Genomic DNA, 22,037 nt, shown 5'->3' on the forward strand with positions numbered 1-22,037 from the left:
AGGGAGGTGTATAGTTAATGAAGTTAGTTATTCCGAAGCAACATGGTGCATGGGCCATGCTCGTTATACCATTTCTATTAAGTGTCATACTTGGGAAACCTACTATTTATCATATTCCATTGTTTTTAGCTTGGTTCTTTATCTATTTAGCTACGTATCCATTTCTTACGTACATAAAGCAAAGACGAAAAAAAGAGTTTTTACATGCAGCAATTGTATATTTTATCATCGCGTTCGTATTTGGAATGATTTCTCTATTATATGAATGGCGCATTCTTTTATTCGTAGTAGTAATAATTCCATTATTTATAGTAAATATGTATTACGCTCGTCAAAAAAATGAAAGAGCATTACTAAATGACATAAGTGCGATTATTATTTTTTGTATTGGTGGTTTAGTTAGTTATTATTTTTCAATGAAACTTATAGATAAAACAGCATTATTTATTGCGCTTATTTCATTTTTATATTTTTTAGGAAGTACATTTTATGTAAAAACGATGATTCGCGAGAAAAATAACCCGAAGTATCGTCTTATATCATGGGGGTATCATATCCTATTAACAATCATTGTATTTTCTATGAATCCGTGGTGTTCTCTTATTTTTATACCGAGTGTCATTCGAGCAATTATGTTGTATGGCAAAAAAATTTCTATTATAAAAGTAGGGGTTTTAGAAATTGCTAATTCTGTATATTTTTTAATCATAACGGTAATAATTATGAAGTATGCCATTTGAAAAAGCTTCCCACCTTATGATGGGAAGCTTTTTCAATCTTGTTCTAAAATATGAACTGTGTAATCACAGCGTTGAATAGCTTGTTCGATCGCATAAAGTGATTGTTCAATACGAGCGCGATTAAAATCTTTTTCAACAGTCTGTAGCGCTTCTTCTAAACAATGTTTTGCTTCTTGTAATGATTGAAAAGAATTTTGGACATATCCGCGAGCATTTTCGTGCATTTCATAATCCTCCTTGCATATTCATATATGTATAGTATGAACAGTAAGGAACAAAATATAATTTGTTATATTTATTTGACAATTAAAACGAAATTACGTATAGTAGGATTTAAGTGAATATTTTCTTATCCAGAGAGGTGGAGGGACTGGCCCGATGAAACCCAGCAACCGCGATGCAGGTGCTAATTCCAGCAGAACATATTTGTTCTGGGAGATAAGACGAAGATATATACGTAACTTCTTCTTATCGGAGAGGTTTTTTTGTTGCAAAAAAACCGATTACGAAAATTTATATTAAGAAGAAAGGGGTTGCGAAGTACTGTGACACTCGAAAAATACGTAAAACTGCGTAGTACAGTTTATGAATATATGATAGAGCAAGATAAGCCAATATCATTGTTAGATATTCAAGAACATATCGTTTCGCATCATGAAGGAAAATTCACGAAAAAGATGTTACATCAATTTTATTTATCAAGACTATTAGATGAACTGAAACTGGATGGGAAAATTACATTAGCTGATGAATATCTCTATACTGAAAAAGGGGTATTTTATAAGGCGGGAAAAGGGAGCTAAGCTCTCTTTTTTTGAAGTATGTAGAGTAAAAGACTGCTTAAGCAGCCTGATACAAGGGAATGGTGTTGAGTGTGTAGTGTCAAAGATTGAATGTGCCTGAAAGAGGCACTTCATATCGGCTGCAAATGAAAAGAGACACCTCCGCCGAATAGGTGTCAGTCGTTTTGTCATATAGACTTGCTATTTGACAGTTATTAGAATAACATGCAGGGTTTTGGAAGTCAAAAGGGAATTAAAGGAAGAGGTGTTGTTATGTACGCTTACTTACTAAATGATATAACGAAATGGATTCCTAAGTACATTATGGATAAAGGTTATGAATATTATGAAGAAGGACATGTAGAAGATGTTGAAATACAAGAAAAGAAAATATTTGCTTTTGTTACTGGAAATGCAGGAAACTATGAAGTAGTTATTGATCTTGAAAATTTTACAGAAAGTAGCTGCGAGTGTCCATATGAAAATTATTGCAAGCATATGGCGGCGGTCGTTTATGATATTCAAGGTGCTGGTGAAAGTACGGTTAAAGAGAAACTGAAAGATTTAGAAAAGGAAGAGTTACTTACAGTATTAAATCGTTTATTGCAAAGTTCGAAAAACGTGCAAATTGTAGAGAAGATGTTAAAGAAGGGGAAACTTTAACTTATAGAGGGAGTTGTTTTGTAATGAATGTACTAATTGTATACGCTCATCCTAGTCCTTCCAGTTTTAACGCAGCGATATTAAAGCATGTGCAAAAAGGATTACAAGAAACTAATCATTCGGTTACGGTACTTGATTTATATAAGGAACAATTTGATCCAGTCCTTGTATTTAATGAAGAGAAGAAAAGACGTGATTTAGTAAATGAAGAAGAAACAGCTCGGTACAGAACGTTAGTGGAAGAAGCGGATACGCTTCTCTTTATATATCCGATATGGTGGTGGGGGATGCCTGCTATTTTAAAAGGGTTTATTGATCGCATTTTCGTAGCTGGATTTGCTTATAAATATGAAGGAGCCTTGCCGAAAGGCTTATTGAAAGGTAAGAAGGCATGGGTAATTAATACGTTAGACTCGCCATTATGGTACGTCGCGTTATTATATCGATCAGCAGATTGGATTATGATGAAGCGAGGTGTGTTACGTTTTTGCGGCATTCGCGATATAAAACGGTCTGTTTTTCAATCTGTGAAAACGAGTAAAGTAGAGAAGCGGGAAAAGTGGTTATTACAAATAGAAGAAAAGGCTCGTACGTTATGAATGAAATGGAACGTATTATAAATTGTTGCCAGTATGATAACGAACTTTTTCGTACATATATTAATCACTTAGTTCAATTGAAGAAATGCAGTGAAACGTTTCAACAAATGACGATTCAATTAAGAAATGATTATTTAATAAGAGGGATTTGTGAAAGAGAAGTTGATGAGGTAGTAAGAGGAAGTAAAGAATATGAAACATATTTTCTTCCTAAAGCGTTACAGTGGAATTTCCTTAAGAAAAATCCACATTTAATTGAAAAAGTATGTGAAGATTTTTTTGCATTTGAGGCGTTACATCTTACGGAGATAGAGTGGGAAATGGTTATAAATTGCGTGGGAAATAAAAGATTTATTGTGTAAAAAAGCTAGTATAAAACTAGCTTTTCGTTTAGATAAATAAGAAACATAGACTAATGATAAATCCTGCATATAATAAGTTAACAACGCAAAATCCCATAATATCACGGGCGCCTAAACCAGCTATCGCTAATGCCGGTAATGCCCAGAATGGTTGAATCAAATTCGTCCAAGCATCGCCCCACGCAATTGCCATTGCTGTTTTTGCGGCAGGTACACCAAGTTCAGCGCCAGCTGGAATCATAATGGGTGCTTGCACAGCCCATTGACCGCCACCAGATGGAACGAAAATATTAACGATGCCAGCACTTAAAAAAGTAAAGAGCGGGAAAGTCGTTTCGTTTGAAATGCTAATAAAGAAATTCGAAATAGCTCCTCCAAGTGAAAGACCTTCACTATTTGCTCCAATCATCATCCCCATAATTCCTGCGTAAAACGGAAATTGAAGTAAAATACCAGAAGCACTTTTCGTAGAGTCCGAAAAAGCGCGAATATATTGAATCGGAGTACGGTGAAAAATAAGTCCAGCAATTAATAACATAAAAATAACGATGTCTAGCGTAAGGTTAAAACCTTTCGTATAAAAGTAATTGAAAATATAAATGAGACCTAACAATCCAACGCAAAGTGTAATAATGATACTATTTTCCATTTTTTCAGCGAACGTATTGTTCCCTACTTCTTGAGCGGCAGCTTCTTCATGAAATACGCTAGGATCTACCGTTATCGTATGTTTTTCATCTGGATGCATCGCTTTATTAATGAGAGGCATCGTAACGAGAAAAATAATAACTGGTACAAGTGCGTATGGTGAGAATAGCGTTTCTGTTATTGGAATCGCTTCTTTAATACTTCCAGCTGTCGTTTTAATTAACGTTTCACCGCCAGTTGCTAACGTAAGAGGAATAGAAGCAGAAAGCCCCGCATGCCAAATGAGAAATCCAGAGTAAGAAGAAGCAATGGCTAGTCTATAATCTAATCCTTCAAGCTGCCTTGCCACTTCTTTTGCATATAAAACAGATACAACAATACCAAATCCCCAATTTATGTATGCTCCTAGTAAACTTACGATTGAAATAGCAATAATACCTTGTCCATTCGTTTTCGGTAGTTTTGCAGCTTTCGTTAATCCTTTTTTAATAAGAGGCGCGTTTGCTAAAGCAGATCCTGTCACAAGTACAAGAGCCATTTGCATAGAAAAGGCGAGGAGTCCCCAAATTCCATTACCCCAATGAGTGATCATTTGGACAGGCGTTTGGTGCGTTGCAAACATGCCGAAGAAGATAACAAAAACAGTTAATAAACATGATAAAATAAATGGCTCTGGCAAGAAACGTTGCACTAAGGCGACGCAACCATTTGTAAAAGAACGAAACAAAATAGATCAACCTCCTTATGCATATTTATTACAATTATTCGAGGTTGTTTAAGTAATATCCTTTAATATATAGAAAATTCAGATATTTAAGGTGGTTTTCATTTATAGATAGGCTATTATAATAAGTTTGATAGAGAAAATAAGAGCCTGTAAACTTTTACTGTTAAATTAAGCGAGCATGCTACTATGATACGTCAACATCGAACTTTTACATCCAAAAATAAAAGGGAGATTCAAAATAAATATTGCCTTCACATAATACGCCTTGTAAAATAATGGTTAACATTCTTAGTTTTAGCAAAAATAAAAGGGGTGTTGTAATGAACAAAACGAAATTGTTTATTGGATCTTCTTTAACGATTGCTATGTTAAGTATTTCATCTTTTCCGAATTCTTTAGTTACAAATCACAAGACAATATAAAGAGAATTTAGTGTGTACTAAGGGGGGAATAGATCAATGAAAAAAAAAGTGTGGAATCCTCATATTCGTTTTGTTAGTTGTTTTGAGTGCTTGTTCTAGTAAAAATAATAATACTTTTAAACAAGCAGATATTGAAAAGGGAATAGTGTATGAATTACTTTCTAAAAATACAAATACGAACACTGAAATATCTTATAAAATAAAAATGACGAATAATACCGATTATGTTATTGCGCAAAATAATGTTATGTTTTCATTTCCTAAATCCCCAACAAAATCTGGTCAAACAACTAATCCATTTAAAGTGTTAGCTAAAGGTAATACTTTAAATATTAAACCTGGGGATAGTGTTGTTTTGGAAGTATCATTTTCTCCTGATTTTTATTCTGAATTTAAGAATACAGAAGTGACTAAAGCGAATTTGTATATAACGGGTTATATCGATAAATTAGCTGATGAAAATCATTTTGATTTTATTAAAAGTATTAATTTAGATTGAAAAAGTGAGCTATTTAACATGTTAGTGTTAAATAGCTCACTTTTATTTAGAAGAATGCACTAAGTTAGACAGGCAAAATGGGGGTATGTAGTTCACGTTTCTGGAATAATTGTAATAGCGACAGTCCGAACCGGAGCCTCTATTTCGTCTTCTTTACTTTGGCTATTGTAGTATTTAATCATTAATTCGTTAAGTTCATTTTGAAACTTTCCAAAGTGTTCCTTATCTAGCTTTAATTCTACTACAGAAAAAGTAGCCTTATCTTCTTGACTGTTTTGTTCCTCTAATTTCTTAAGGTAACTTTGATATTGTGTCATAAGTGATAACTGGTAATAGGAAATGTAGTTTAACTTTTCATCATCAGATAAGCCTTTCCATTCACTTCCTTCAATTTTTGCATCTTCTTCATTTATTGCGTAATATTTTTCAGAAACAGATTTTACCTTTTTTTCTTTAATTACATGGACGATACCAGAATCAACCATAGTTTGTAGCTGTCTATATAGTGTTGCTTGTGGTACATTTTTAATGATTTTTACCATTTCTAATGGTGTTAGCCCATCTTCCTTATTTCTCATTAACACTTGGCAAATTTTCATTCTTACGGGATGCATTAAAATTTCAACTTTATTACTCACTATATATCACCTTATTCATTATTTATTTTCATTATAAATAATGAGAATAAGGATTGCAATTCATTCGCTTATGTTTTATCATTATCAATAATGAGAATGAAATTAGGGAGGAATGACAATAATGCAACTACATTATGGATGGAATGATCTTAAAGACATTGATATTATGGCTTTTCTACCCATTATATTGCCAGTTATTGCAGTGGGAGCACTTTTAGTTTTCATTGCATTCATTGATTTATATCGAAATAGAAAAACAAGAAAAAATGTACTTGTATGGACGTTAATTATTCTTTTCGTTAATATATTGGGACCTATTTTGTACTTTGTTATAGGAAGAAAGGACAGTGAGAAATTATGAAATTAGAGATTAAAAATGTAACAAAATCATTTAAAGGAAAAATTGCTGTCAATAATTTCTCGATGGAACTGCAAGCGGGGGAATGCGTCGGATTAATTGGACCAAACGGAGCAGGGAAATCCACATTAATAAAAGTAATTTCGGATATTACTAATCCAACTGCTGGTGAAGTTTTATTGAATGGGATAAAAATATCAAAAATGAAAAGAGAAATTGGTTATCTACCTCAATATCCTAATTTTTTTCATTGGATGACAGCGAGAGAAACGCTTACGTTTATGGGCCAACTTTCGGGATTGAAAAAAGAAGAATTGTCAAAGTCGATTCCAAAAATGTTGGAGAAAGTTGGACTAAGGGGCGAAGAAAATGAAAAGATTAGTACCTTTTCTGGGGGAATGAAACAAAGACTTGGTATTGCACAAGCATTATTGCATAAACCTTCGCTTATTGTCATGGATGAACCGGTATCCGCATTAGATCCGATCGGCCGGCGAGAAGTATTGAATCTGATTGAAGAGATAAAAAAAGATACGACCATTTTATTATCAACCCACATATTAAGCGATGCAGAAGAAATCTGTGAACGATTTGTCATTATAAAAGATGGAACAAAAATAGAAGATACAACGATTACGGAACTTTTACATCGTAATAGTGAAAATAAATTAATTATTGAAATCACAACTAAAGATCAAAAGTGGATTGAAGTTGTAAAAAAATTACCGTATGTGAAGGACGTAGAAGTGGTTGGGCTTAAAATCAAAGTGAAGGTTCAAAGTATCGAAATAAATAAAAATATGTTATTACAAAATGCACTCGAACATAAAGTGGACATCGTTAAATTTGAAATGAGCAACGATACTTTAGAAGAAATTTTCTTGAAATTGGTGGTGCAAAAATGAATAATTCAATGGTATTGATAAAAAAAGAATGTGTTCAAATGTTACGTGATTTTAAGATCATTTGGCTACCAATTGTTTTTATATTTTTAGGCGCAACACAGCCGATAGTAACTCATTATTTACCATCAATTATAGAAGCGTTAGGTGGAGGACAGGGAATTACCATTGATCCAAGTATGACAGCACAAAAAGGAGGCGAAGTATTAGCGAGTACTTTAGGATCTCAGTTTGATCAGCTTGGACTTATGATTCTAGTGATTTCTATGATGGGTGCAATTCAAACAGATAAAGCCAATGGTATGTTGGCTTTTATTTTGACAAGGCCGGTTACTGTTACTTCATATGTAGGTGGGAAAATAGTGTCAAACTATTTAATGGTAGCGTGTAGTGTAACAATTGGATATGTTACTTCTTATCTATATGTAAATTTTCTTTTTACTGCCGTTCCATTTGCACACCTAATTACTGGATTACTATTTTATCTAATTTGGGTTCTTTTTATCGTATCTTTCACAACAATGATAAGTGCTATTTTTCACAGTCAAGGTATGATTGCATTAATTTCAATTGTTTTCCTTTTAGCCTGTAGAGTAATCGTCGGTTTGAATCCAATAATGGATCAGCTTAATCCAGCCAGTATGAGTAAGTATGCGATGGAAACGTTAGTCACAGGGGTAGTAAATTTAAACGCAATAATCAATGGATTACTAACTATAGTTTGGATTTTATTAATACTTTTCGTAACGTATTATTGGATTGCTAATAAAAAGTTGCATTATGAATAATCTTGATGAGGGTAATGGTTTCAAATAAAACACCGCAATAAGAAGAAGCTTCCACTACTGTGGAAGCTTCTCTAAATGATGTGCAATATCAATATACATATTGGAGTAAACTGAATGTATTTCATTACTTGGTGTAGCGTTAGAAGAGAAGTGGACAATGACCATATTTGCTTTCGGGTCGATGTAAAGTGTTTGTCCGTAACTACCTAACACTTCAAAAGCATCTTGTTCATTGTGCGGAATCCACCATTGATTATGATAAGAAATGGAAGCTCCAGGGCCAACTGCAAGTTCACCTTCTTGGACATTTTTTATATCTTCAGTAATAGAAGAAGGGAGAATTTGTTTTCCGTTATATTCCCCGTTGTTTAATAGTAATTGCCCAAATCTAGCCATATCTCTAGCAGTTGCATTTAACCCAGCGCTTGCTTGTTCAACTTTTGTTTCATCGGTGACGTAATAAGCATTTTCTTCCATACCAATTTGAGACCAAATTCTTTCGCTAACATTTTCAGCTAATGATTTACCAGTGATCGTTCGAATAACCCAAGCGAGTGTTTCGGCTGATCCGTTATCGTAAGAAAAATCGGAACCAGGCGGTACAGTTTCTTCTGCTTCTCGTAACATATCATAAATTTTCATCGGGCCGTCGTAGTTTTTACCGCGTGGTAAAATATTGCTAGCTAAATATAGTTGTGCATCTTGATTTTCTAACGCTGGATGTTCATATCCGTGAGTAGGATATTCTACAGAAACTTGCATGTCCAATAATTGTTGAAGTGTGGCATTACCGAACGGTGTATTTTTTAATTCTTTTATATATGCGTCAGCTGTTTTTTCTAAGTCAATACGATTTTCTTCAGCGAGAGATTGTATAATTGCCCCGGTAAAGACCTTTGCTAATGACGCCATGCCATGAGGTTCACTCTCGTTATATTCATTGAAATATCGTTCATATACAAGTTGTCCATTGTGTACCACGACAAAAGCATCCGTTTTGTTATCGTCTAAAAGTTTTTTTAGAGGAGTTGTATTTCCAAATCTACGCTCCACAGCAAAATCGTCTAAGTTTTGCAATGCGGTAGAGAAGTGGGATACTTGATCCGGGTTATTTTTCACCTCGTTAATTAAAGTGAATTCTTTCATATGTGTATACGACCAACGTAAGTAAGGATCATCTAACCAATTTTTCTTCGTCACGTTATTTTTTGATGGGATTGTTTTATTATGTTTGAAGTATGTAAAACCGAGCCCTGTAATTACAAATATAAATGTGATTATGAGTAAGAGTAGGGGAGATTTTTTAAGTTTCATATCGGTCCCTCCTTTTTATTTCTACTATTAGTATACGCGTCTATTGAAAGAAATACAAAATAAGGAAAGTAAACGGGGAAGTTTACTTTCCTTATTCATGTTAAGCGGAAACTTTTCCGTCTGTATGTTGTTTCTTGAATTTTTGTTTTCGTCCGTGTAATCCATAATAGAGTAGTAAAGTGAAAGCAACGATAATAGCTGCGATAAAATACATATTATGGTAACTCGATTTCGCTGCGATGATACCTAAAATGAAAGAACCAAAACCGAGACCACTATCAAAGAATGAGAAGTACGTAGCTGTCGCAGAACCACGTCGATGGTTTGCAGCGGCAGAGATCGCAATCGTTTGAAAGCTTGGAATTAATGTTCCGTAACCTAAACCGATTAACATACCTGCGCCAAGGAACCAAAATGGAGTTTGCGCTTGGCTTAAAATGAACATACCAATTGTGAAAATAATGATAGCTGGGTAAACAAGTACATTTTCACCGAAGCGATCAAAAATCTTTCCTGTAAATGGACGAGAAATTACAACGACAAGTGCGTATAAAACAAAGAAGTAACTAGCAACTTCTCCTAAGCCGAGCTCTTTTGCATAAATAGGAATAAAGGATAAAATGCCACTATAAGAAAAGGCTAAAACAAATCCTGTCAGAGCAATCGGAATAGAGGACGGTTCAAGTAAGTCCTTCCACTTCATTTTTTCTCGTTTTTGTTTGCTCACTGGTACTTCATGTGGAATATTTACAAGTAATCCTAATAAAAATGCAAGCAATGAAAATACGGAACAAACGATAAATAGTACAGTAAATGAAAAATGAGAAATAATTGTTAAACCTAAAAAAGGACCAATTACCATCGGCAAACTCATGAATACGCCGAAATATGCAAGTGCTTCGCCTCGTCTATGAGCTGGCGCAACATCGGTTACAATCGTACCAGTTGCTGTTGTTGCCATTCCGAATCCAATACCATGTAAGAAGCGAAGGGCAAGTAATAAAAATAAACTTTGCGCACCGAAATACATAACAGTAGCAGCTAAAAATAATGAAAGTGAAATAAATAAAATTTTCTTTCTTCCTAATTCATCGAGCCATTTTCCTGTAAATGGTCTACATAAAACAGATGAAATAAGAAAAACAGTTGCAACTAAACCAATTTCCTCAGGTTTCCCTTTTAGGCCGTCTATTACATAGACAGGTAGAGTAGTCATAAGCATATAGAATGTTAAGAAGAGAAATAGACTACTAAAACAAGTTCCGAGGAAATCCTTCGTCCAAAGTTTCTCACTTTGCATCGTCATCCCTCCAATTTAATCTAAATTTTTAATGATTTTTTGTAACACTTCAAATGCTTGATGTAAATCATCTTCGTTAATATCTTCTAGTGTTTTTTCTTCGAAAGTATCAACTTCTTCTTGCCATACCGGAATCATTTTTATCGCTGTTTCTGATAAAGAAATGAGCTTCTCACGACGATCTTTTCCTTCTGTACGAATAATCCAGCCCATCGTTTCCATACGTGTTAACGTACGAGTCATCGTTGGTGATTCAACATTTAAGTACTGGCACAATTCTGTTTGCGTACAAGAACCGGTTTGATTAATGCGGAAAATAACAGCCCATTGCGCACTAAATAACCCAGTTGGAGATACGCGTTCATTAAATTTCTTTGTGAATTTTCGAGAAGTCTGGCTGACAATGTGAAAAAAATGTTGTTTTTCGTCCATATAGTTAGATCCTTTCAAATTAGTTACCTAGCTAACTATATACTTTTTTATTATAATTGTCTAGTAATAGACATGTTGATTTATGTAATAATTTTGGATAGGCTTTATGTTGAGAACGTATATTCTGTATGTTATTCTTTAAGTAAGTAAAGAATTTTCTTTCTATTAAATTGAATGGGGGAACTTGTGATGATTAAGCCTGCAACAATGGAGTTTGTTTCACTATCAAACGGAGAAACGATTGCGTATCAGGAAGTTGGAAGGCAAAATACAGAAATTCTTGTACTCATTCACGGGAACATGACATCGTCACAACACTGGGATTTAGTTATTGAAAAGTTGCAAGATCAATACCATATTTACGCTCTTGATTTAAGAGGATTTGGACAATCAACATATAATAAATCGATAGATTCATTACAAGACTTTGCAGGAGATGTAAAACTATTTATCAATCAATTAAAACTAGAGAAATTTTCATTAATGGGTTGGTCAATGGGCGGTGGTGTTGCGATGCAATTTACAGCGAATCATCCAACGTTAGTCGAAAAGTTGATTTTAGTAGAATCAGTAGGCATGAAGGGATATCCAATTTTTAAAAAAGATATTAACGGGCAACCAATCGTATCAAATTTAGTAAAGACGAAAGAAGAAATCGCGCAAGATCCCGTACAAATTGCTCCAGTGCTAGATGCGATAAAAAATATGAATAAATTATATTACCGTACAGTATGGAATCTATTAATATATACACATAATCAACCGGAACCGGATCGTTATGAAAAGTATTTAGACGATATGTTGACGCAGCGTAATTTCGTAGATGTGAATTATGCGCTCATTACATTTAATATTTCGGATGAACATAACGGAGTTGTAGAGGGAAATAAGCAAATTCATCATATTAAAGCTCCAACACTTGTCATACAAGGTGACAGAGATTACGTCGTACCGCAAGTAGTCGGTGAGGAATTAGCAAAACATTTGCCGAATGCAGAGTTAAAAGTGTTAGAGGATTGCGGTCATTCGCCGTTTATTGATTGTTTAGATGTATTTATAAAACATGTAGAAGATTGGTTAGAATAAAAAGAATCCCCGAAATGAGAAGTGTTGCATATACTATAACATTTGTATGTATAAGGGGAGAGAGTCAATGCATAAACCATCCTTAATCGCTTATTCACCATATGATCATCATATATATACAAAAATAATGATAGATCCGATGTATATGCAAGTTTCACCAGCTATAGTTCCATTACAACTACAGCAGCCACCAATAGCTCATGCACACCACTACTTATATGGACCATCATTTTATGAAAATCCATATTTCAAGCACTTTCATTACAATGTGAAAGCACAAGTTTGGGAAGGATAAGAAGCTAAAAGATTTATTCTTTTAGCTTCTTCTTATTGCGAATATTCGTACACGCATTTGAAGAAACAGTTTATAATGAAAGGTGGACAGCGTGAGAAGGAGAGGGAAAGGGATGTCAATGCGTTTTACTTTTTGGATTATGGTTGGGATTGTAGCAATCTCGGGTTTGTCACAAGGGATGCTCTTACCGGCCATTGCAATGATTTTTGAACAAGAAGGGGTTAGTTCAAGTATTAACGGTATTCATGCAACGGCATTATACATTGGGATATTAGTTATTTCACCGTTTCTTGAAAAACCGATGCAAAAGTTTGGAATGAAGCCAATTATCGTTATTGGTGGGTTTCTCGTTATTATTTCATTATTCTTTTTTACACAAACCTTTTCATTTTGGGTATGGTTCGTACTTAGATTTCTAGTTGGAGTCGGAGATCATATGCTTCATGTCGGAACACAAACATGGATTACGACAACATCAGACCCAAGTAAAATAGGTAGACAAGTATCGATATACGGTGTATTCTTCGGAATTGGTTTTGCTGTTGGTCCGTATTTAGCAAGCACTGTGCAGTATGGTCTTGCAACGCCGTTTATTATATCTACTATACTTTGTTTAATAGGTTGGCTCCTATTACTTCCAACGAAAAATGCATTCCCAGCGCAAGATGAAAGAGAAGTGAAGAGCGAATCATCATTTTCTCGTTATAAACAAGTTGTTGGATTAGGATGGATTGCGCTACTGGGACCACTTGCATATGGCGTACTGGAAGCAATGTTAAACAGTAACTTACCAGTATACGCGCTTCGTAAAGGATGGTCTGTTTCAGAAGTATCCTTCTTATTACCAGCATTTGCAGTTGGGGGCATTATTACACAAATTCCGCTCGGGATATTGAGTGATAAATACGGAAGGGACCGTATTTTAACGTGGACGTTCAGCATAAGTACGGGCATTTTCTTGCTGGCAGCCGTATTTGATCAATATTACTGGATCGTCTTTGCCTGTATGTTGTTAGCGGGTATGGTCATTGGATCGTGCTTCTCATTAGGTCTTGGATTTATGACAGATTTATTACCGAGACATTTATTGCCAGCAGGTAATATATTATCTGGAATCGCCTTTAGTTTAGGAAGTATACTGGGACCTGTATTAGGAGGCGTATTTATAGAAAAAATACAGTATACAAGCTTTTTTATTGCGGTTATGATTATAATAGGAATTCTCGCAATGGTATATATGATCTACATGAAGAATCAATTCGCATCAAGAAAAATAGAAAGTAGGTTAGGGCATGACAAAACAACCTAATAAGAAAAAATTTGAAGTACTCGAAAACGAAACAATTACAGACTGCTTAGCACGTATGGAACAAGAAGGCTATGCACCATCTCGTCGCATGGAAGAACCAATCTTTCATGAAGTGAAGAAAGACGGCAAAACAGAAGTGGAACCGTGCGGTAGGAAAATTGTTTTTGAGGGAAAATTGAAGTAAGAAGTTATATAAAAAGAATTTGCTTTTGGGTACAAGCAAGATAAAACATAGAGTCACATAAAAAAACGCTGTTGATTTCAATATCAATAGCGTTTTTATTTATATTAAATATATAGATCAAAATGAATTTCTGCTTGAATGGAACTAGCAAAATCAATAATGTTTTTTTGTAAATACATCGCGGGTGATTCGTTATTCTCCACTTGAATCACTATCATAAAAAGAAACTCTAAACTATATTTTTTCTTGAGATGTTTTAATTGTTCTGTTTTTCCTTCAAGGGATTTTAGAATAATATGCAACTGATTATTTATATCGTAGGATTCTTGGTATCCAGTGCTGAAAGTCCAATCCGTCTCTTTTCTATATATGGTTTTGGTGGATACAAGATTCGGATTATCACGTCTTGCAACAACATCCCCTTTTTTATAAGTTCTTGTAGGCTCGATACTTAGGGTGTCGGTAATTGCTTCAACAGGGAATGTATCACCCGTTACACTAAAATAAGCCATAACTTTGGTTTTATCCAGAATGGTTCCTCCTCTATTATTAAGATATTAATCTTATTACATTATAAAAATTTGTAAATGTAAATAGCGTTTTTATCCTGCTATTTGTGGGCAGTAAAACTTCTAATGGGAGGAAAGTAGGTGAGAGCTAACAATGAAGTTTTACTTTATTGAATTTCGGCGCCGGGACATGAATGAGAAAGCTGGACTATGTATACCTTTGTAGGAAAGAACAATGATACAAAAGTAGGATGATTTCAAATGTATTTATTTGTATGATAAAAACAAAATATATTTGAAAAAATCGTAATGTACGGGAGGGAGGAATACATAATGATACAAAGCATATATGAAACTCATTTACATGTAAGAAATTTAGAAAAGGCAATAGATTTCTATCAAAATAAGTTAGGCTTAACAGTAGCAAAAAAATTATCGAAAAGACGAGTTGCATTCTTTTGGGTAGGAGAAAGTAAAGAGCAAATGCTCGGGTTATGGGAAGTACATAGTAATGAAAATTTTGAGACGAAACACTTCGCTTTTCGTGTAGATGTAGAGTTTTTGAAGACTTCTAAATTGTGGTTAGAGGAGCGAGGAATAGAGGTAGTAGGGAGTCAGGGGAAAGGAAATCGAGAACCAATTGTCCAAAGGTGGATGCCAGCTGCAAGCATATACTTTCTAGATTGTGATGGGAATAAATTAGAGTTTATTTCTATGTTATATGATGACCCAGATGAATTAGAATATGCAACGTATTTAAGTGAATGGGATGCAGAACACCAAGAGAAATAAAGTTTAATCAGTGGGAGTTTAATAGATTTATATTATGCAAAATAGATAGGAACAAAATAAAATCCCTCAAGAATAAGAGTGTTCTTGAAGGATTTTAGTATGCTTTACATATTTTATATGGCTTGTAACGTATTAACGATCTTCAGTTTTAGATATTTCAGCGCGTTGAATATAACCATCAGAGAAGCTGAAATAAAGAGAATAGCTTCCTCGATTATATATAAAGCCTTCACTAGTCATATCCGCTCCAATTTCATCTGGTTCACCAAACCACTCTTTTAATTCATTGATAGTGATGTCCATTTTTACCCATATATATCTAGCGTCCGAAGGGTACATGTCAATATTATAATCTCCGTATACTGCTGTATTAGGTGCATCACATTCTGTACATGGTGCTTGCTTTAAAACATCAGGCGCTCCATATTCTTTTTTTACCTCAGATATATCTTTACCCAGCGCATTTAATTTAAATGGACCAAACGTCCCATTCTGTAAAGCTGTTGTTAACATTTGTTTCAGTTCTTCTTTTGAATTAATGTTGAAATTATAAGATCTGTTCTTTGCTATTGCATTATAGAAAAATTGTGCATACTGCTCACGCTTCACAATCATGTTTCCATTAAAATTACCTGACTCGTCACCTTGTGCTATACGATTACTACGCACTGCATTTACAGCTTCATAGGCCCAATGAACTTTTGGTACATCTTTAAATTTCTCTTGTCCTTTTGATTCTAAATGAAATGCTTTTTGTAGTATTACTGCCATTTCATATCGAGTTAATACATCATCCGGACGAAATGTACCTGATCCATCACCTGTCATAATTCCAGCTTGCGCAATGGCTTTAATATCCTTTTCAAACATATGATTTGTAATGTCACTAAACATATTCGCCTGTTTATCGTCTGCTATTAAGCCTAAATGTCGATTGACTAAAGAAGCTACCTGTCCTCTAGTAACATTGTCTCCAAAACCAAATTTCCCATTTCCGTATCCCTTATAAATTCCTGCTGACGCTAAGTAATCGATAGCATCTTTTGACCAGTGGTCCTTTGGTACATCTGTAAATACAGTGTTCGCATTGCTAGCTACCTTATAGCTATTCGTAGTTGTTTGTGCATTTACTGTACCTACCATAGTTGTAGTTGCTAGTGCTGCGGTGATTACGAATCCGAAAAATTTTTTAGCTTTGCTTGTTTTCTTGCTCATTTGAGAAAGCCTCCCCAGTTTAATTTAACTTTATTAAATATACGTATTACACATATACATCGTAATTGTAACATATAAATAGTGAATATTTTACATTAATTTCCGTAATGTGGATAAAAATTCATCTTTATTTAATAATGGTAGATACAGTAAAACGTTCTATTTTTCAAATCTGTGATAGAAAACAGAACGTATATTTGGTATAATCAAAATATACTATATGAAACGATGTACATGAGTTTGAGATTTATGAAAAAAGGTAAGTAATACATAATAATAACTACGCTATAGTGTTCAGTTCATGTTATACAAATCAATCGTTAGAAAGGAAAAGAAGTATGAATCAAATTTCATTCGAAGATTTATTTGAAGAAGAAAACAAACCAGAAAAGGTGGAGGTAGCTGATATACCAGAACCTTTATCGCCATTACAAAAAGATATATTGGAATTAGTGGATTCTGAAGAAATAAGTGCGTTTGAGCTATGTGAACAATTAATACGATCTGGCAAAATATCAGATGAAAGATTCACAACGAATAAGCCGAAAGCATATGGACAAGTATGCTTACTATTAGAAGGTTTTGTTAAGGAAGGAAAGCTTATCTTTGTCAAAAGTGATGAGAAAAGAGATAGGGTTTATAAATTGAAAGAAGAAGTTTTTAACGGATAAGGTGTACAGGGGGAGTTCATTCATTTTTCTTATCAAAAAGGTGTCAATCTTACTTAGATTGACACCTTTTTTGATAATCTAACATCTAACATACTTACGTTTGAAACCAAGTCTTCCTCTATCAAGTTCTTTCTGAATACTCTCTGTAGCATTTAACAAACTGCTTTTTTTGTTGTCACGTTTAATTTCTACTATACCAACTTCTTTTGCAATCTCGACTGCCTTTTCGTGTAGTGGCACATATGAAATTGCTACAGTGTTTAGGAAATTATTCATAGCGGATTTAGTTCGTTCTGGCGAATCATGGATTGTCGTTTTCAACATTTTAAGCATATCGGAAATTTTACTTTCAGAAAACTCATTGTCTTTGCGATTTCCTAAAAGCCAGCAGTAGCAACTCCAGCCTGCAGACATTCTAAGCTCGTCCCCACTTGCAATCCATGTATCAGCAACATCTTGTGCAATATTTGATTCTGATAACGTTACTGCTACTACATAATCAGATAGCATATAAAAATACGCCCCATCCATCCAACGATTAAAATCCGATTCACTCATAGCTTTTGGATCCGCAATAATGCCTGCAAAGTACATAGCATCGTAGTTGCCTGTCGCATAAAGTTCTTCAGCTAACTCTTGATTTAATTTTATTTTTTTAGCGATTGGTTTCATAGCACCTGTGGCTACGCCGAAAACTGGCTCGTGCGCACCGTTAGATATGTATATTTTTTTCGTTCTTTCTTTGCCTAAGGCCTCAAGCTCTTGCATAACTGTTTTAAAATCCATTGCTGTGCACTTCCTTCCTTAATATAAAGACCATTTTACCTGCGAACATCTAGCCTATATTTTTTATCATGTCTTCCATCCTTCTCAATTTTAAGTCTTATGTGAGTAGGATGTCTACTTTGTGTAATTCATCGATAAATCAGTTAGTTATTTATTGTTGTGAAGATACAACATGAAGATAAAAGGGGGGAGAAACAATATGGATGTATGACTCTCCGCATAGTGAGGGGATGTAAATAATGCTTTCTCTTTGACGCGTTTGCTGTAGTATCATGTTATCCTTTAATAAGGTAATAAATGGGGTTTTATATTAAATATGTGAGGTCGATTCTAAATGATAAAGAAATTTACTAGAGTGTTACTAACTACGGTGATGCCAATCAGTTTAATTATGGGTTGTGGGAACGATGAAAAAACTAAAGCACAAGAGCCGAAAGCGGTACAATCGGAGAAAAAGGACTATACGGATTACTCATATGGAAGCAAAGGTATAGTAGTAAGCGGAAAAGCGAAAGAACGTCAACAGTACGAGGTTGGATATATGGATGATAACAAGTTAATTGGGATTGACGAAAATATTGAGGATTGTATTGTTTTAGATAATAAGGATGAAGCAGGTCTCGTTTGGAAACAAATAGAGCGTGGATCTATTATTGAAGTGCAGTATGGTAAGGACCGCAGCGATATCGTAGGCGTACAATTTGTAGGAGATCGTGAGCCATACGAAATTAGTGATAAGTTTGATCGGAATACGATAAGTGAGATTGTCGAAAACGTTAAAGGGAATTTGTAATTGATGTATTTCGATAGTATAGGATCTATTATTATAAAATGATGAATTGCATACATAAAAGCTTGGAATCAACTGCATTTTTTATATGAAAATGCAGTTGATTTATTTTAAAAAGTAGTAGTGTGTAAGGAGGATAAGTGCTTTTGACGGCAATTGCAATTGGTTATAAAATAATGTCTGTTAAGGGATTTTATAGAAACTATAATTCACCTGCTGGGGATAAAGTGAAAGTATTTATAAAAGGGTGGAATAAACATAGTTTTATACATACATAGTAGATTCATAGTATTACTCATGAGAAAATAAAGGGAGGTTAGGATACTTACACGAACTGTGTAGGTATTTCATACAACAATGAATATTAAAAAACAGGTAATCGCACTATCAACAAGTTTAGTAATGTTAGGGAGCGCCCCTTTAGCAATATCAGCAGAAGAGTTAAAAAACCCTCAAACTGATCAACTTCGTATCGCGCAAGGGGAGCGTGGAACGAGCGGGTTAAGTTATTCTAATTTCAATCTAGAAACTCCAGATTACATGCAAATTAATGAAGCGGAAGTATCAGAGAATGAGAAAATTCTTCTAGAAGAATATAAACATAAATATGATGAAACAGAAGAGTTACATAAAATGAAAGAAGCTAAAAGAGGTCAAGTAGCGGAAAATGAAGCTATTTCAAACATTGAAAGGGCTTTTGAACATGTAGACGGTCGAAATGATGGTTCTACTCGCGAAATGAAGCCGGTTGAAAAGCCAAGAGCTATTCAATATAGTGCGTCGATGACTACAAAGAAATATGGAACACTTGCAGGTGTCCCGTTTGTAGAATGGATTGTTCCAGCGGGAAATCCTGATATTCGCCCTGCCAATCCGATGAAAGCACGTTATATTACAATTCATGAGACTGCAAACACAGCTCGTGGTGCGAATGCTGAAAATCATGCGAAATATTTGTATAAACAAGCAACGGAAGGTACGTTCCGAACAGCTTCATGGCATTTTACTGTAGATGATAAACAAATTTATCAGCACTTACCAACAAACGAAAATGGCTGGCATGCAGGAGATGGTGATGGTTCAGGAAATAGAGAATCTATCGGTATTGAAATTTCAGTTAACCAAGATGGTGATTACAATAAAGCGTTAGAGAATGCAAAGCGGCTTGCAGGCTATTTAATGAACAAAGAAGGAATTAGCGCGGATCACATTTATAGGCATCAACAATGGAGCGGAAAAAACTGTCCTGACATTTTAATTTCTCGTGGCAATTGGACTGGCTTCGTACAAGGTATTCAATGGTATGCAAATGTTAACGCACAAATCGATTCGCCTTTACAAGAAAGAAATGAGCTATTTGATTCAAATGAATATAATCCAGCTGAACCTAACATGGAGCTTGTAGTAAATGGTGACGGCATAAACGTACGTAGTGGTGCGGACCTTGAGCATCGTATTGTTCGTAAAGCTTCAAAAGGAGACCGTTACAAAGTGTTAGCAGTTAAAAACGGTTGGTATAAAGTAGGTAACGATGAATGGATTTTCTATAACCCAAGCTGGATTAAGATAAACTACAATGTGCCAAATAAAGAAGTGCCAAAACCAAAAGATGACATTACAGGTAAATGGTTTGAAGGGCATATTCGTAAACTGAACAGCCTAGGTATTATGCATGGTGAAGGAAATGGTGTATTTGCGCCTTATCGTAATGTAACGAGAGCTGAGTTTGCGACATTAATCTCAAATGCTCTTAAACTACCAGAAGGAAATAAGTCATTTGTAGATATTAACGAAGCGCATCCATCACTTCATAGCGGTATTAAACGTAGTGCAAGTGCAGGAATTATTAGCGGTCGTGGTGGAGGGGTTTTTGATCCTAACGCATCAATTACTCGTGAAGAAGCATCTATCATGATTGACAGAGCATTACAGTATAAAGGTGTTACAGGTGAATTAGTCGCATTACCATTTACTGATCAACATTTAATCACATACAAACAGCCTGTTCAACGATTATACAGCTTACAGGTAGTTACTGGTGTTGGAAATAATGAGTTTAATCCTAAAGGTACAACAACTCGTGGTGAGGCAGCTGCCTTTTTAGTGAAGATGTTAGATGCAAGTCAAAAATAGAAAGAATGGTAAAGGAGCTATCCAAAATGAAAATTTGGGAATAGCTCCTCTTTATTTTAGCCCCTATTAAGCCCCTTCCAAGCCCCTCATAAGCACCTACCAAGTAATAAATCACTAAGAAAAAACAAAAACAAAAACAAAAACAAAAACAAAAACAACTACAAGAACAAAAAAGCGCGAAAACATAAAACCGTCGTTGTAGTAGTTAAAAAAATTTGAATTCAAATGCAAAAACAAAGCCCTCATTCCTATATGTATATTGAAGGATTGAATTCTGTCTATTTATGAATAAAAGGAGGAGGTAAATAAATGGCGGTGTACCGTAATGTGCAGGTGAACTTTTGGCAAGATGAATTCATATTAGATTTAACCCCAGAGGAGCGTTATTTTTATATATATTTGTTAACTGGTACGAAAACGAAGCAATGTGGTATTTACATATTACCGAAGCGTTTGGCAGAGCTTGAAACTGGTTACAGTATGGAGACTGTTGAGAAGTTATTGAACCGGTTTGTGGAATACGGGAAGATTTTATATGATGCGGAAACGAAAGAGTTATTCATTATAAATTGGTTACACTATAATCCTATTTTTAATACGAACATAGAGAAATGTGTATTACGTGAGCTGAAAATGGTGAAAAGTAAAGAGTTCCTACATAAGTTTTTGCGTAAATGTCTTGAAGAAGAATGCAAGATTCCATTATTACTTCAGTATTTTGGTATGCCAGAGGAAGAGGTTAGTAGTAATTCACAACAAGTAATTATTCAAGAGAAGGAAGAGGTAGAAAGAGTAGAGGATGCCACTCCGCATAGTGAAGTTTATAAATTTTACGAACAAAACATTAGTAGTCTATCTCCATATATCACGAAGGAATTAAAGGAATGGATGCCAAGAGTTTCAGGAGATAAAGTACTAGAGGCACTTAAAATTGCGTTTGAAAATAATAAGGGGACACTTGCTTATGTAAAGGGGATTTTGAAGAATTGGTGTAAGAAAGGACGAGTAAGCTTCAATAAGGGAAAGGAAATAGTGCGTAAGAGAGAAGTATTCAGTTTGTATGATCCATAGCATGAGCAAGTAATGATTTCTT

Annotated in this window: 28 protein-coding genes and 1 riboswitch; of the genes, 19 read left to right on the forward strand and 9 right to left on the reverse strand. The window is 34.6% G+C overall.

The window, feature by feature from the left end; all coding sequences use genetic code 11:
* Positions 1–17 precede the first annotated feature (17 nt).
* Positions 18–740, forward strand: a complete 723-nt coding sequence (locus MKO96_RS14440; protein WP_240587852.1) for a YwiC-like family protein — start codon at positions 18–20, stop codon at positions 738–740.
* A gap of 32 nt (positions 741–772) precedes the next feature.
* Here MKO96_RS14440 and MKO96_RS14445 read toward each other — a convergent pair whose 3' ends face one another.
* Positions 773–964 carry a hypothetical protein gene (locus tag MKO96_RS14445; protein WP_000545003.1) on the reverse strand — a complete coding sequence of 64 codons (192 nt, stop codon included), beginning with the start codon at positions 962–964 and terminating at the stop codon, positions 773–775.
* 122 nt (positions 965–1,086) lie between these two features.
* Positions 1,087–1,185: riboswitch (SAM riboswitch) on the forward strand.
* A 40-nt stretch (positions 1,186–1,225) separates the two neighbouring features.
* On the opposite strand from MKO96_RS14445, the gene MKO96_RS14450 reads away from it, so the two are divergent.
* The 4 genes from MKO96_RS14450 to MKO96_RS14465 all read left to right on the forward strand — a co-directional run bounded on the left by MKO96_RS14450 (position 1,226) and on the right by MKO96_RS14465 (position 3,146).
* Positions 1,226–1,543, forward strand: a complete 318-nt coding sequence (locus MKO96_RS14450) for a hypothetical protein (RefSeq protein WP_002096439.1) — start codon at positions 1,226–1,228, stop codon at positions 1,541–1,543.
* Positions 1,544–1,795: 252 nt separating this feature from the next.
* Complete coding sequence (locus MKO96_RS14455; protein ID WP_240587853.1) at positions 1,796–2,185, forward strand: SWIM zinc finger family protein; 390 nt, start codon at positions 1,796–1,798, stop codon at positions 2,183–2,185.
* A 23-nt stretch (positions 2,186–2,208) separates the two neighbouring features.
* A complete protein-coding gene (locus tag MKO96_RS14460; RefSeq protein WP_240587854.1) occupies positions 2,209–2,784 on the forward strand; it encodes an NAD(P)H-dependent oxidoreductase in 576 nt (191 codons plus the stop codon).
* Entirely contained in the window at positions 2,781–3,146 is a 366-nt protein-coding gene (locus MKO96_RS14465; RefSeq protein ID WP_240587855.1) for a group-specific protein, read from the forward strand. Before MKO96_RS14460 ends, MKO96_RS14465 begins: the two co-directional genes overlap by 4 nt.
* Positions 3,147–3,174: 28 nt before the next feature.
* Here the strand turns inward: MKO96_RS14465 and MKO96_RS14470 are convergent, their stop codons facing one another.
* Complete coding sequence (locus tag MKO96_RS14470) at positions 3,175–4,521, reverse strand: short-chain fatty acid transporter (RefSeq protein ID WP_240587856.1); 1,347 nt, start codon at positions 4,519–4,521, stop codon at positions 3,175–3,177.
* A gap of 483 nt (positions 4,522–5,004) precedes the next feature.
* Between MKO96_RS14470 and MKO96_RS14475 the strand changes: the two genes are divergently transcribed.
* Complete coding sequence (locus tag MKO96_RS14475; protein WP_483298324.1) at positions 5,005–5,442, forward strand: hypothetical protein; 438 nt, start codon at positions 5,005–5,007, stop codon at positions 5,440–5,442.
* Between the two features lie 92 nt (positions 5,443–5,534).
* On the opposite strand, the gene MKO96_RS14480 is transcribed toward MKO96_RS14475, so the two are convergent.
* Positions 5,535–6,080: a transcriptional regulator gene (locus MKO96_RS14480; RefSeq protein WP_240587858.1), complete on the reverse strand. Its 546-nt coding sequence runs from the start codon at positions 6,078–6,080 to the stop codon at positions 5,535–5,537.
* Positions 6,081–6,201: 121 nt separating this feature from the next.
* On the opposite strand from MKO96_RS14480, the gene MKO96_RS14485 reads away from it, so the two are divergent.
* Genes MKO96_RS14485 through MKO96_RS14495 form a run of 3 tightly spaced genes read left to right on the forward strand, consistent with a single transcriptional unit; the run spans position 6,202 to position 8,128 of the window.
* Positions 6,202–6,441: a PLD nuclease N-terminal domain-containing protein gene (locus MKO96_RS14485; protein ID WP_240587859.1), complete on the forward strand. Its 240-nt coding sequence runs from the start codon at positions 6,202–6,204 to the stop codon at positions 6,439–6,441.
* Positions 6,438–7,343 (forward strand): ABC transporter ATP-binding protein, encoded by a 906-nt coding sequence (locus MKO96_RS14490; RefSeq protein ID WP_240587860.1) that lies wholly within the window; start codon positions 6,438–6,440, stop codon positions 7,341–7,343. The genes MKO96_RS14485 and MKO96_RS14490 overlap by 4 nt, the downstream gene beginning before the upstream one ends.
* On the forward strand, positions 7,340–8,128 hold the full coding sequence (locus tag MKO96_RS14495; protein ID WP_240587861.1) for an ABC transporter permease subunit: 789 nt from the start codon (positions 7,340–7,342) through the stop codon (positions 8,126–8,128). Before MKO96_RS14490 ends, MKO96_RS14495 begins: the two co-directional genes overlap by 4 nt.
* A 54-nt stretch (positions 8,129–8,182) precedes the next feature.
* Here the strand turns inward: MKO96_RS14495 and MKO96_RS14500 are convergent, their stop codons facing one another.
* The 3 genes from MKO96_RS14500 to MKO96_RS14510 all read right to left on the reverse strand — a co-directional run bounded on the left by MKO96_RS14500 (position 8,183) and on the right by MKO96_RS14510 (position 11,174).
* Entirely contained in the window at positions 8,183–9,442 is a 1,260-nt protein-coding gene (locus MKO96_RS14500) for a serine hydrolase domain-containing protein (RefSeq protein ID WP_240587862.1), read from the reverse strand.
* A gap of 100 nt (positions 9,443–9,542) precedes the next feature.
* Positions 9,543–10,742, reverse strand: a complete 1,200-nt coding sequence (locus tag MKO96_RS14505) for an MFS transporter (protein WP_240587863.1) — start codon at positions 10,740–10,742, stop codon at positions 9,543–9,545.
* A 15-nt stretch (positions 10,743–10,757) separates the two neighbouring features.
* Positions 10,758–11,174 (reverse strand): MarR family winged helix-turn-helix transcriptional regulator, encoded by a 417-nt coding sequence (locus tag MKO96_RS14510; RefSeq protein ID WP_064475837.1) that lies wholly within the window; start codon positions 11,172–11,174, stop codon positions 10,758–10,760.
* A gap of 174 nt (positions 11,175–11,348) precedes the next feature.
* On the opposite strand from MKO96_RS14510, the gene phaZ reads away from it, so the two are divergent.
* From phaZ to MKO96_RS14530, 4 genes are all read left to right on the forward strand, one after another.
* Positions 11,349–12,260 carry an intracellular short-chain-length polyhydroxyalkanoate depolymerase gene (gene phaZ / locus MKO96_RS14515; protein WP_240587864.1) on the forward strand — a complete coding sequence of 304 codons (912 nt, stop codon included), beginning with the start codon at positions 11,349–11,351 and terminating at the stop codon, positions 12,258–12,260.
* A gap of 67 nt (positions 12,261–12,327) precedes the next feature.
* Complete coding sequence (locus MKO96_RS14520) at positions 12,328–12,555, forward strand: hypothetical protein (RefSeq protein WP_016091774.1); 228 nt, start codon at positions 12,328–12,330, stop codon at positions 12,553–12,555.
* Between the two features lie 112 nt (positions 12,556–12,667).
* Positions 12,668–13,864 carry an MFS transporter gene (locus MKO96_RS14525; protein WP_000062792.1) on the forward strand — a complete coding sequence of 399 codons (1,197 nt, stop codon included), beginning with the start codon at positions 12,668–12,670 and terminating at the stop codon, positions 13,862–13,864.
* Positions 13,848–14,048: an NETI motif-containing protein gene (locus MKO96_RS14530; protein ID WP_000166302.1), complete on the forward strand. Its 201-nt coding sequence runs from the start codon at positions 13,848–13,850 to the stop codon at positions 14,046–14,048. Before MKO96_RS14525 ends, MKO96_RS14530 begins: the two co-directional genes overlap by 17 nt.
* 104 nt (positions 14,049–14,152) lie before the next feature.
* Here MKO96_RS14530 and MKO96_RS14535 read toward each other — a convergent pair whose 3' ends face one another.
* Entirely contained in the window at positions 14,153–14,560 is a 408-nt protein-coding gene (locus tag MKO96_RS14535; protein WP_000323211.1) for a DUF4279 domain-containing protein, read from the reverse strand.
* A gap of 330 nt (positions 14,561–14,890) precedes the next feature.
* Here MKO96_RS14535 and MKO96_RS14540 point away from each other — a divergent pair, with 330 nt between their 5' ends.
* On the forward strand, positions 14,891–15,349 hold the full coding sequence (locus MKO96_RS14540) for a VOC family protein (protein WP_240587865.1): 459 nt from the start codon (positions 14,891–14,893) through the stop codon (positions 15,347–15,349).
* A gap of 132 nt (positions 15,350–15,481) precedes the next feature.
* Here the strand turns inward: MKO96_RS14540 and MKO96_RS14545 are convergent, their stop codons facing one another.
* The gene (locus MKO96_RS14545; protein WP_240587866.1) at positions 15,482–16,564 is read right to left on the reverse strand and encodes an S-layer homology domain-containing protein; all 1,083 of its coding nucleotides are present in this window, start codon (positions 16,562–16,564) and stop codon (positions 15,482–15,484) included.
* Between the two features lie 338 nt (positions 16,565–16,902).
* On the opposite strand from MKO96_RS14545, the gene MKO96_RS14550 reads away from it, so the two are divergent.
* Entirely contained in the window at positions 16,903–17,235 is a 333-nt protein-coding gene (locus MKO96_RS14550) for a DUF3895 domain-containing protein (RefSeq protein WP_240587867.1), read from the forward strand.
* Between the two features lie 78 nt (positions 17,236–17,313).
* On the opposite strand, the gene MKO96_RS14555 is transcribed toward MKO96_RS14550, so the two are convergent.
* Positions 17,314–18,021: a DNA alkylation repair protein gene (locus tag MKO96_RS14555; RefSeq protein ID WP_240587868.1), complete on the reverse strand. Its 708-nt coding sequence runs from the start codon at positions 18,019–18,021 to the stop codon at positions 17,314–17,316.
* 334 nt (positions 18,022–18,355) lie between these two features.
* On the opposite strand from MKO96_RS14555, the gene MKO96_RS14560 reads away from it, so the two are divergent.
* The 4 genes from MKO96_RS14560 (at position 18,356) to MKO96_RS14570 (ending at position 22,015) form a co-directional block, all read left to right on the forward strand.
* A complete protein-coding gene (locus tag MKO96_RS14560) occupies positions 18,356–18,814 on the forward strand; it encodes a hypothetical protein (RefSeq protein ID WP_240587869.1) in 459 nt (152 codons plus the stop codon).
* Positions 18,815–18,957: 143 nt separating this feature from the next.
* Positions 18,958–19,089: a hypothetical protein gene (locus MKO96_RS29385; RefSeq protein WP_276314177.1), complete on the forward strand. Its 132-nt coding sequence runs from the start codon at positions 18,958–18,960 to the stop codon at positions 19,087–19,089.
* Positions 19,090–19,168: 79 nt separating this feature from the next.
* On the forward strand, positions 19,169–20,944 hold the full coding sequence (locus tag MKO96_RS14565) for an S-layer homology domain-containing protein (RefSeq protein WP_240587870.1): 1,776 nt from the start codon (positions 19,169–19,171) through the stop codon (positions 20,942–20,944).
* Positions 20,945–21,253: 309 nt separating this feature from the next.
* Positions 21,254–22,015, forward strand: a complete 762-nt coding sequence (locus MKO96_RS14570) for a DnaD domain-containing protein (protein ID WP_240587871.1) — start codon at positions 21,254–21,256, stop codon at positions 22,013–22,015.
* Positions 22,016–22,037: the final 22 nt, after the last annotated feature.

The sequence above is a fragment of the Bacillus sp. ES1-5 genome (assembly GCF_022487605.1).
Lineage (GTDB): Bacteria > Bacillota > Bacilli > Bacillales > Bacillaceae_G > Bacillus_A > Bacillus_A wiedmannii.

What these genes read in the sequence shown, in the direction of transcription:
- MKO96_RS14565 (WP_240587870.1), top strand. Translation starts at nt 19,169, where the DNA reads ATGAATATTAAAAAACAGGTAATCGCACTATCAACAAGTTTAGTAATG.
- MKO96_RS14540 (WP_240587865.1), top strand. Translation starts at nt 14,891, where the DNA reads ATGATACAAAGCATATATGAAACTCATTTACATGTAAGAAATTTAGAA.
- MKO96_RS14520 (WP_016091774.1), top strand. Translation starts at nt 12,328, where the DNA reads ATGCATAAACCATCCTTAATCGCTTATTCACCATATGATCATCATATA.
- MKO96_RS14505 (WP_240587863.1), bottom strand. Translation starts at nt 10,742, where the DNA reads ATGCAAAGTGAGAAACTTTGGACGAAGGATTTCCTCGGAACTTGTTTT.
- MKO96_RS14445 (WP_000545003.1), bottom strand. Translation starts at nt 964, where the DNA reads ATGCACGAAAATGCTCGCGGATATGTCCAAAATTCTTTTCAATCATTA.
- MKO96_RS14490 (WP_240587860.1), top strand. Translation starts at nt 6,438, where the DNA reads ATGAAATTAGAGATTAAAAATGTAACAAAATCATTTAAAGGAAAAATT.
- MKO96_RS14510 (WP_064475837.1), bottom strand. Translation starts at nt 11,174, where the DNA reads ATGGACGAAAAACAACATTTTTTTCACATTGTCAGCCAGACTTCTCGA.
- MKO96_RS14525 (WP_000062792.1), top strand. Translation starts at nt 12,668, where the DNA reads ATGTCAATGCGTTTTACTTTTTGGATTATGGTTGGGATTGTAGCAATC.
- phaZ (WP_240587864.1), top strand. Translation starts at nt 11,349, where the DNA reads ATGGGGGAACTTGTGATGATTAAGCCTGCAACAATGGAGTTTGTTTCA.
- MKO96_RS14550 (WP_240587867.1), top strand. Translation starts at nt 16,903, where the DNA reads ATGAATCAAATTTCATTCGAAGATTTATTTGAAGAAGAAAACAAACCA.
- MKO96_RS14465 (WP_240587855.1), top strand. Translation starts at nt 2,781, where the DNA reads ATGAATGAAATGGAACGTATTATAAATTGTTGCCAGTATGATAACGAA.
- MKO96_RS14545 (WP_240587866.1), bottom strand. Translation starts at nt 16,564, where the DNA reads ATGAGCAAGAAAACAAGCAAAGCTAAAAAATTTTTCGGATTCGTAATC.
- MKO96_RS14570 (WP_240587871.1), top strand. Translation starts at nt 21,254, where the DNA reads ATGGCGGTGTACCGTAATGTGCAGGTGAACTTTTGGCAAGATGAATTC.
- MKO96_RS14530 (WP_000166302.1), top strand. Translation starts at nt 13,848, where the DNA reads ATGACAAAACAACCTAATAAGAAAAAATTTGAAGTACTCGAAAACGAA.
- MKO96_RS14555 (WP_240587868.1), bottom strand. Translation starts at nt 18,021, where the DNA reads ATGGATTTTAAAACAGTTATGCAAGAGCTTGAGGCCTTAGGCAAAGAA.
- MKO96_RS14535 (WP_000323211.1), bottom strand. Translation starts at nt 14,560, where the DNA reads ATGGCTTATTTTAGTGTAACGGGTGATACATTCCCTGTTGAAGCAATT.
- MKO96_RS14440 (WP_240587852.1), top strand. Translation starts at nt 18, where the DNA reads ATGAAGTTAGTTATTCCGAAGCAACATGGTGCATGGGCCATGCTCGTT.
- MKO96_RS14560 (WP_240587869.1), top strand. Translation starts at nt 18,356, where the DNA reads ATGATAAAGAAATTTACTAGAGTGTTACTAACTACGGTGATGCCAATC.
- MKO96_RS14500 (WP_240587862.1), bottom strand. Translation starts at nt 9,442, where the DNA reads ATGAAACTTAAAAAATCTCCCCTACTCTTACTCATAATCACATTTATA.
- MKO96_RS14455 (WP_240587853.1), top strand. Translation starts at nt 1,796, where the DNA reads ATGTACGCTTACTTACTAAATGATATAACGAAATGGATTCCTAAGTAC.
- MKO96_RS14485 (WP_240587859.1), top strand. Translation starts at nt 6,202, where the DNA reads ATGCAACTACATTATGGATGGAATGATCTTAAAGACATTGATATTATG.
- MKO96_RS14495 (WP_240587861.1), top strand. Translation starts at nt 7,340, where the DNA reads ATGAATAATTCAATGGTATTGATAAAAAAAGAATGTGTTCAAATGTTA.
- MKO96_RS14460 (WP_240587854.1), top strand. Translation starts at nt 2,209, where the DNA reads ATGAATGTACTAATTGTATACGCTCATCCTAGTCCTTCCAGTTTTAAC.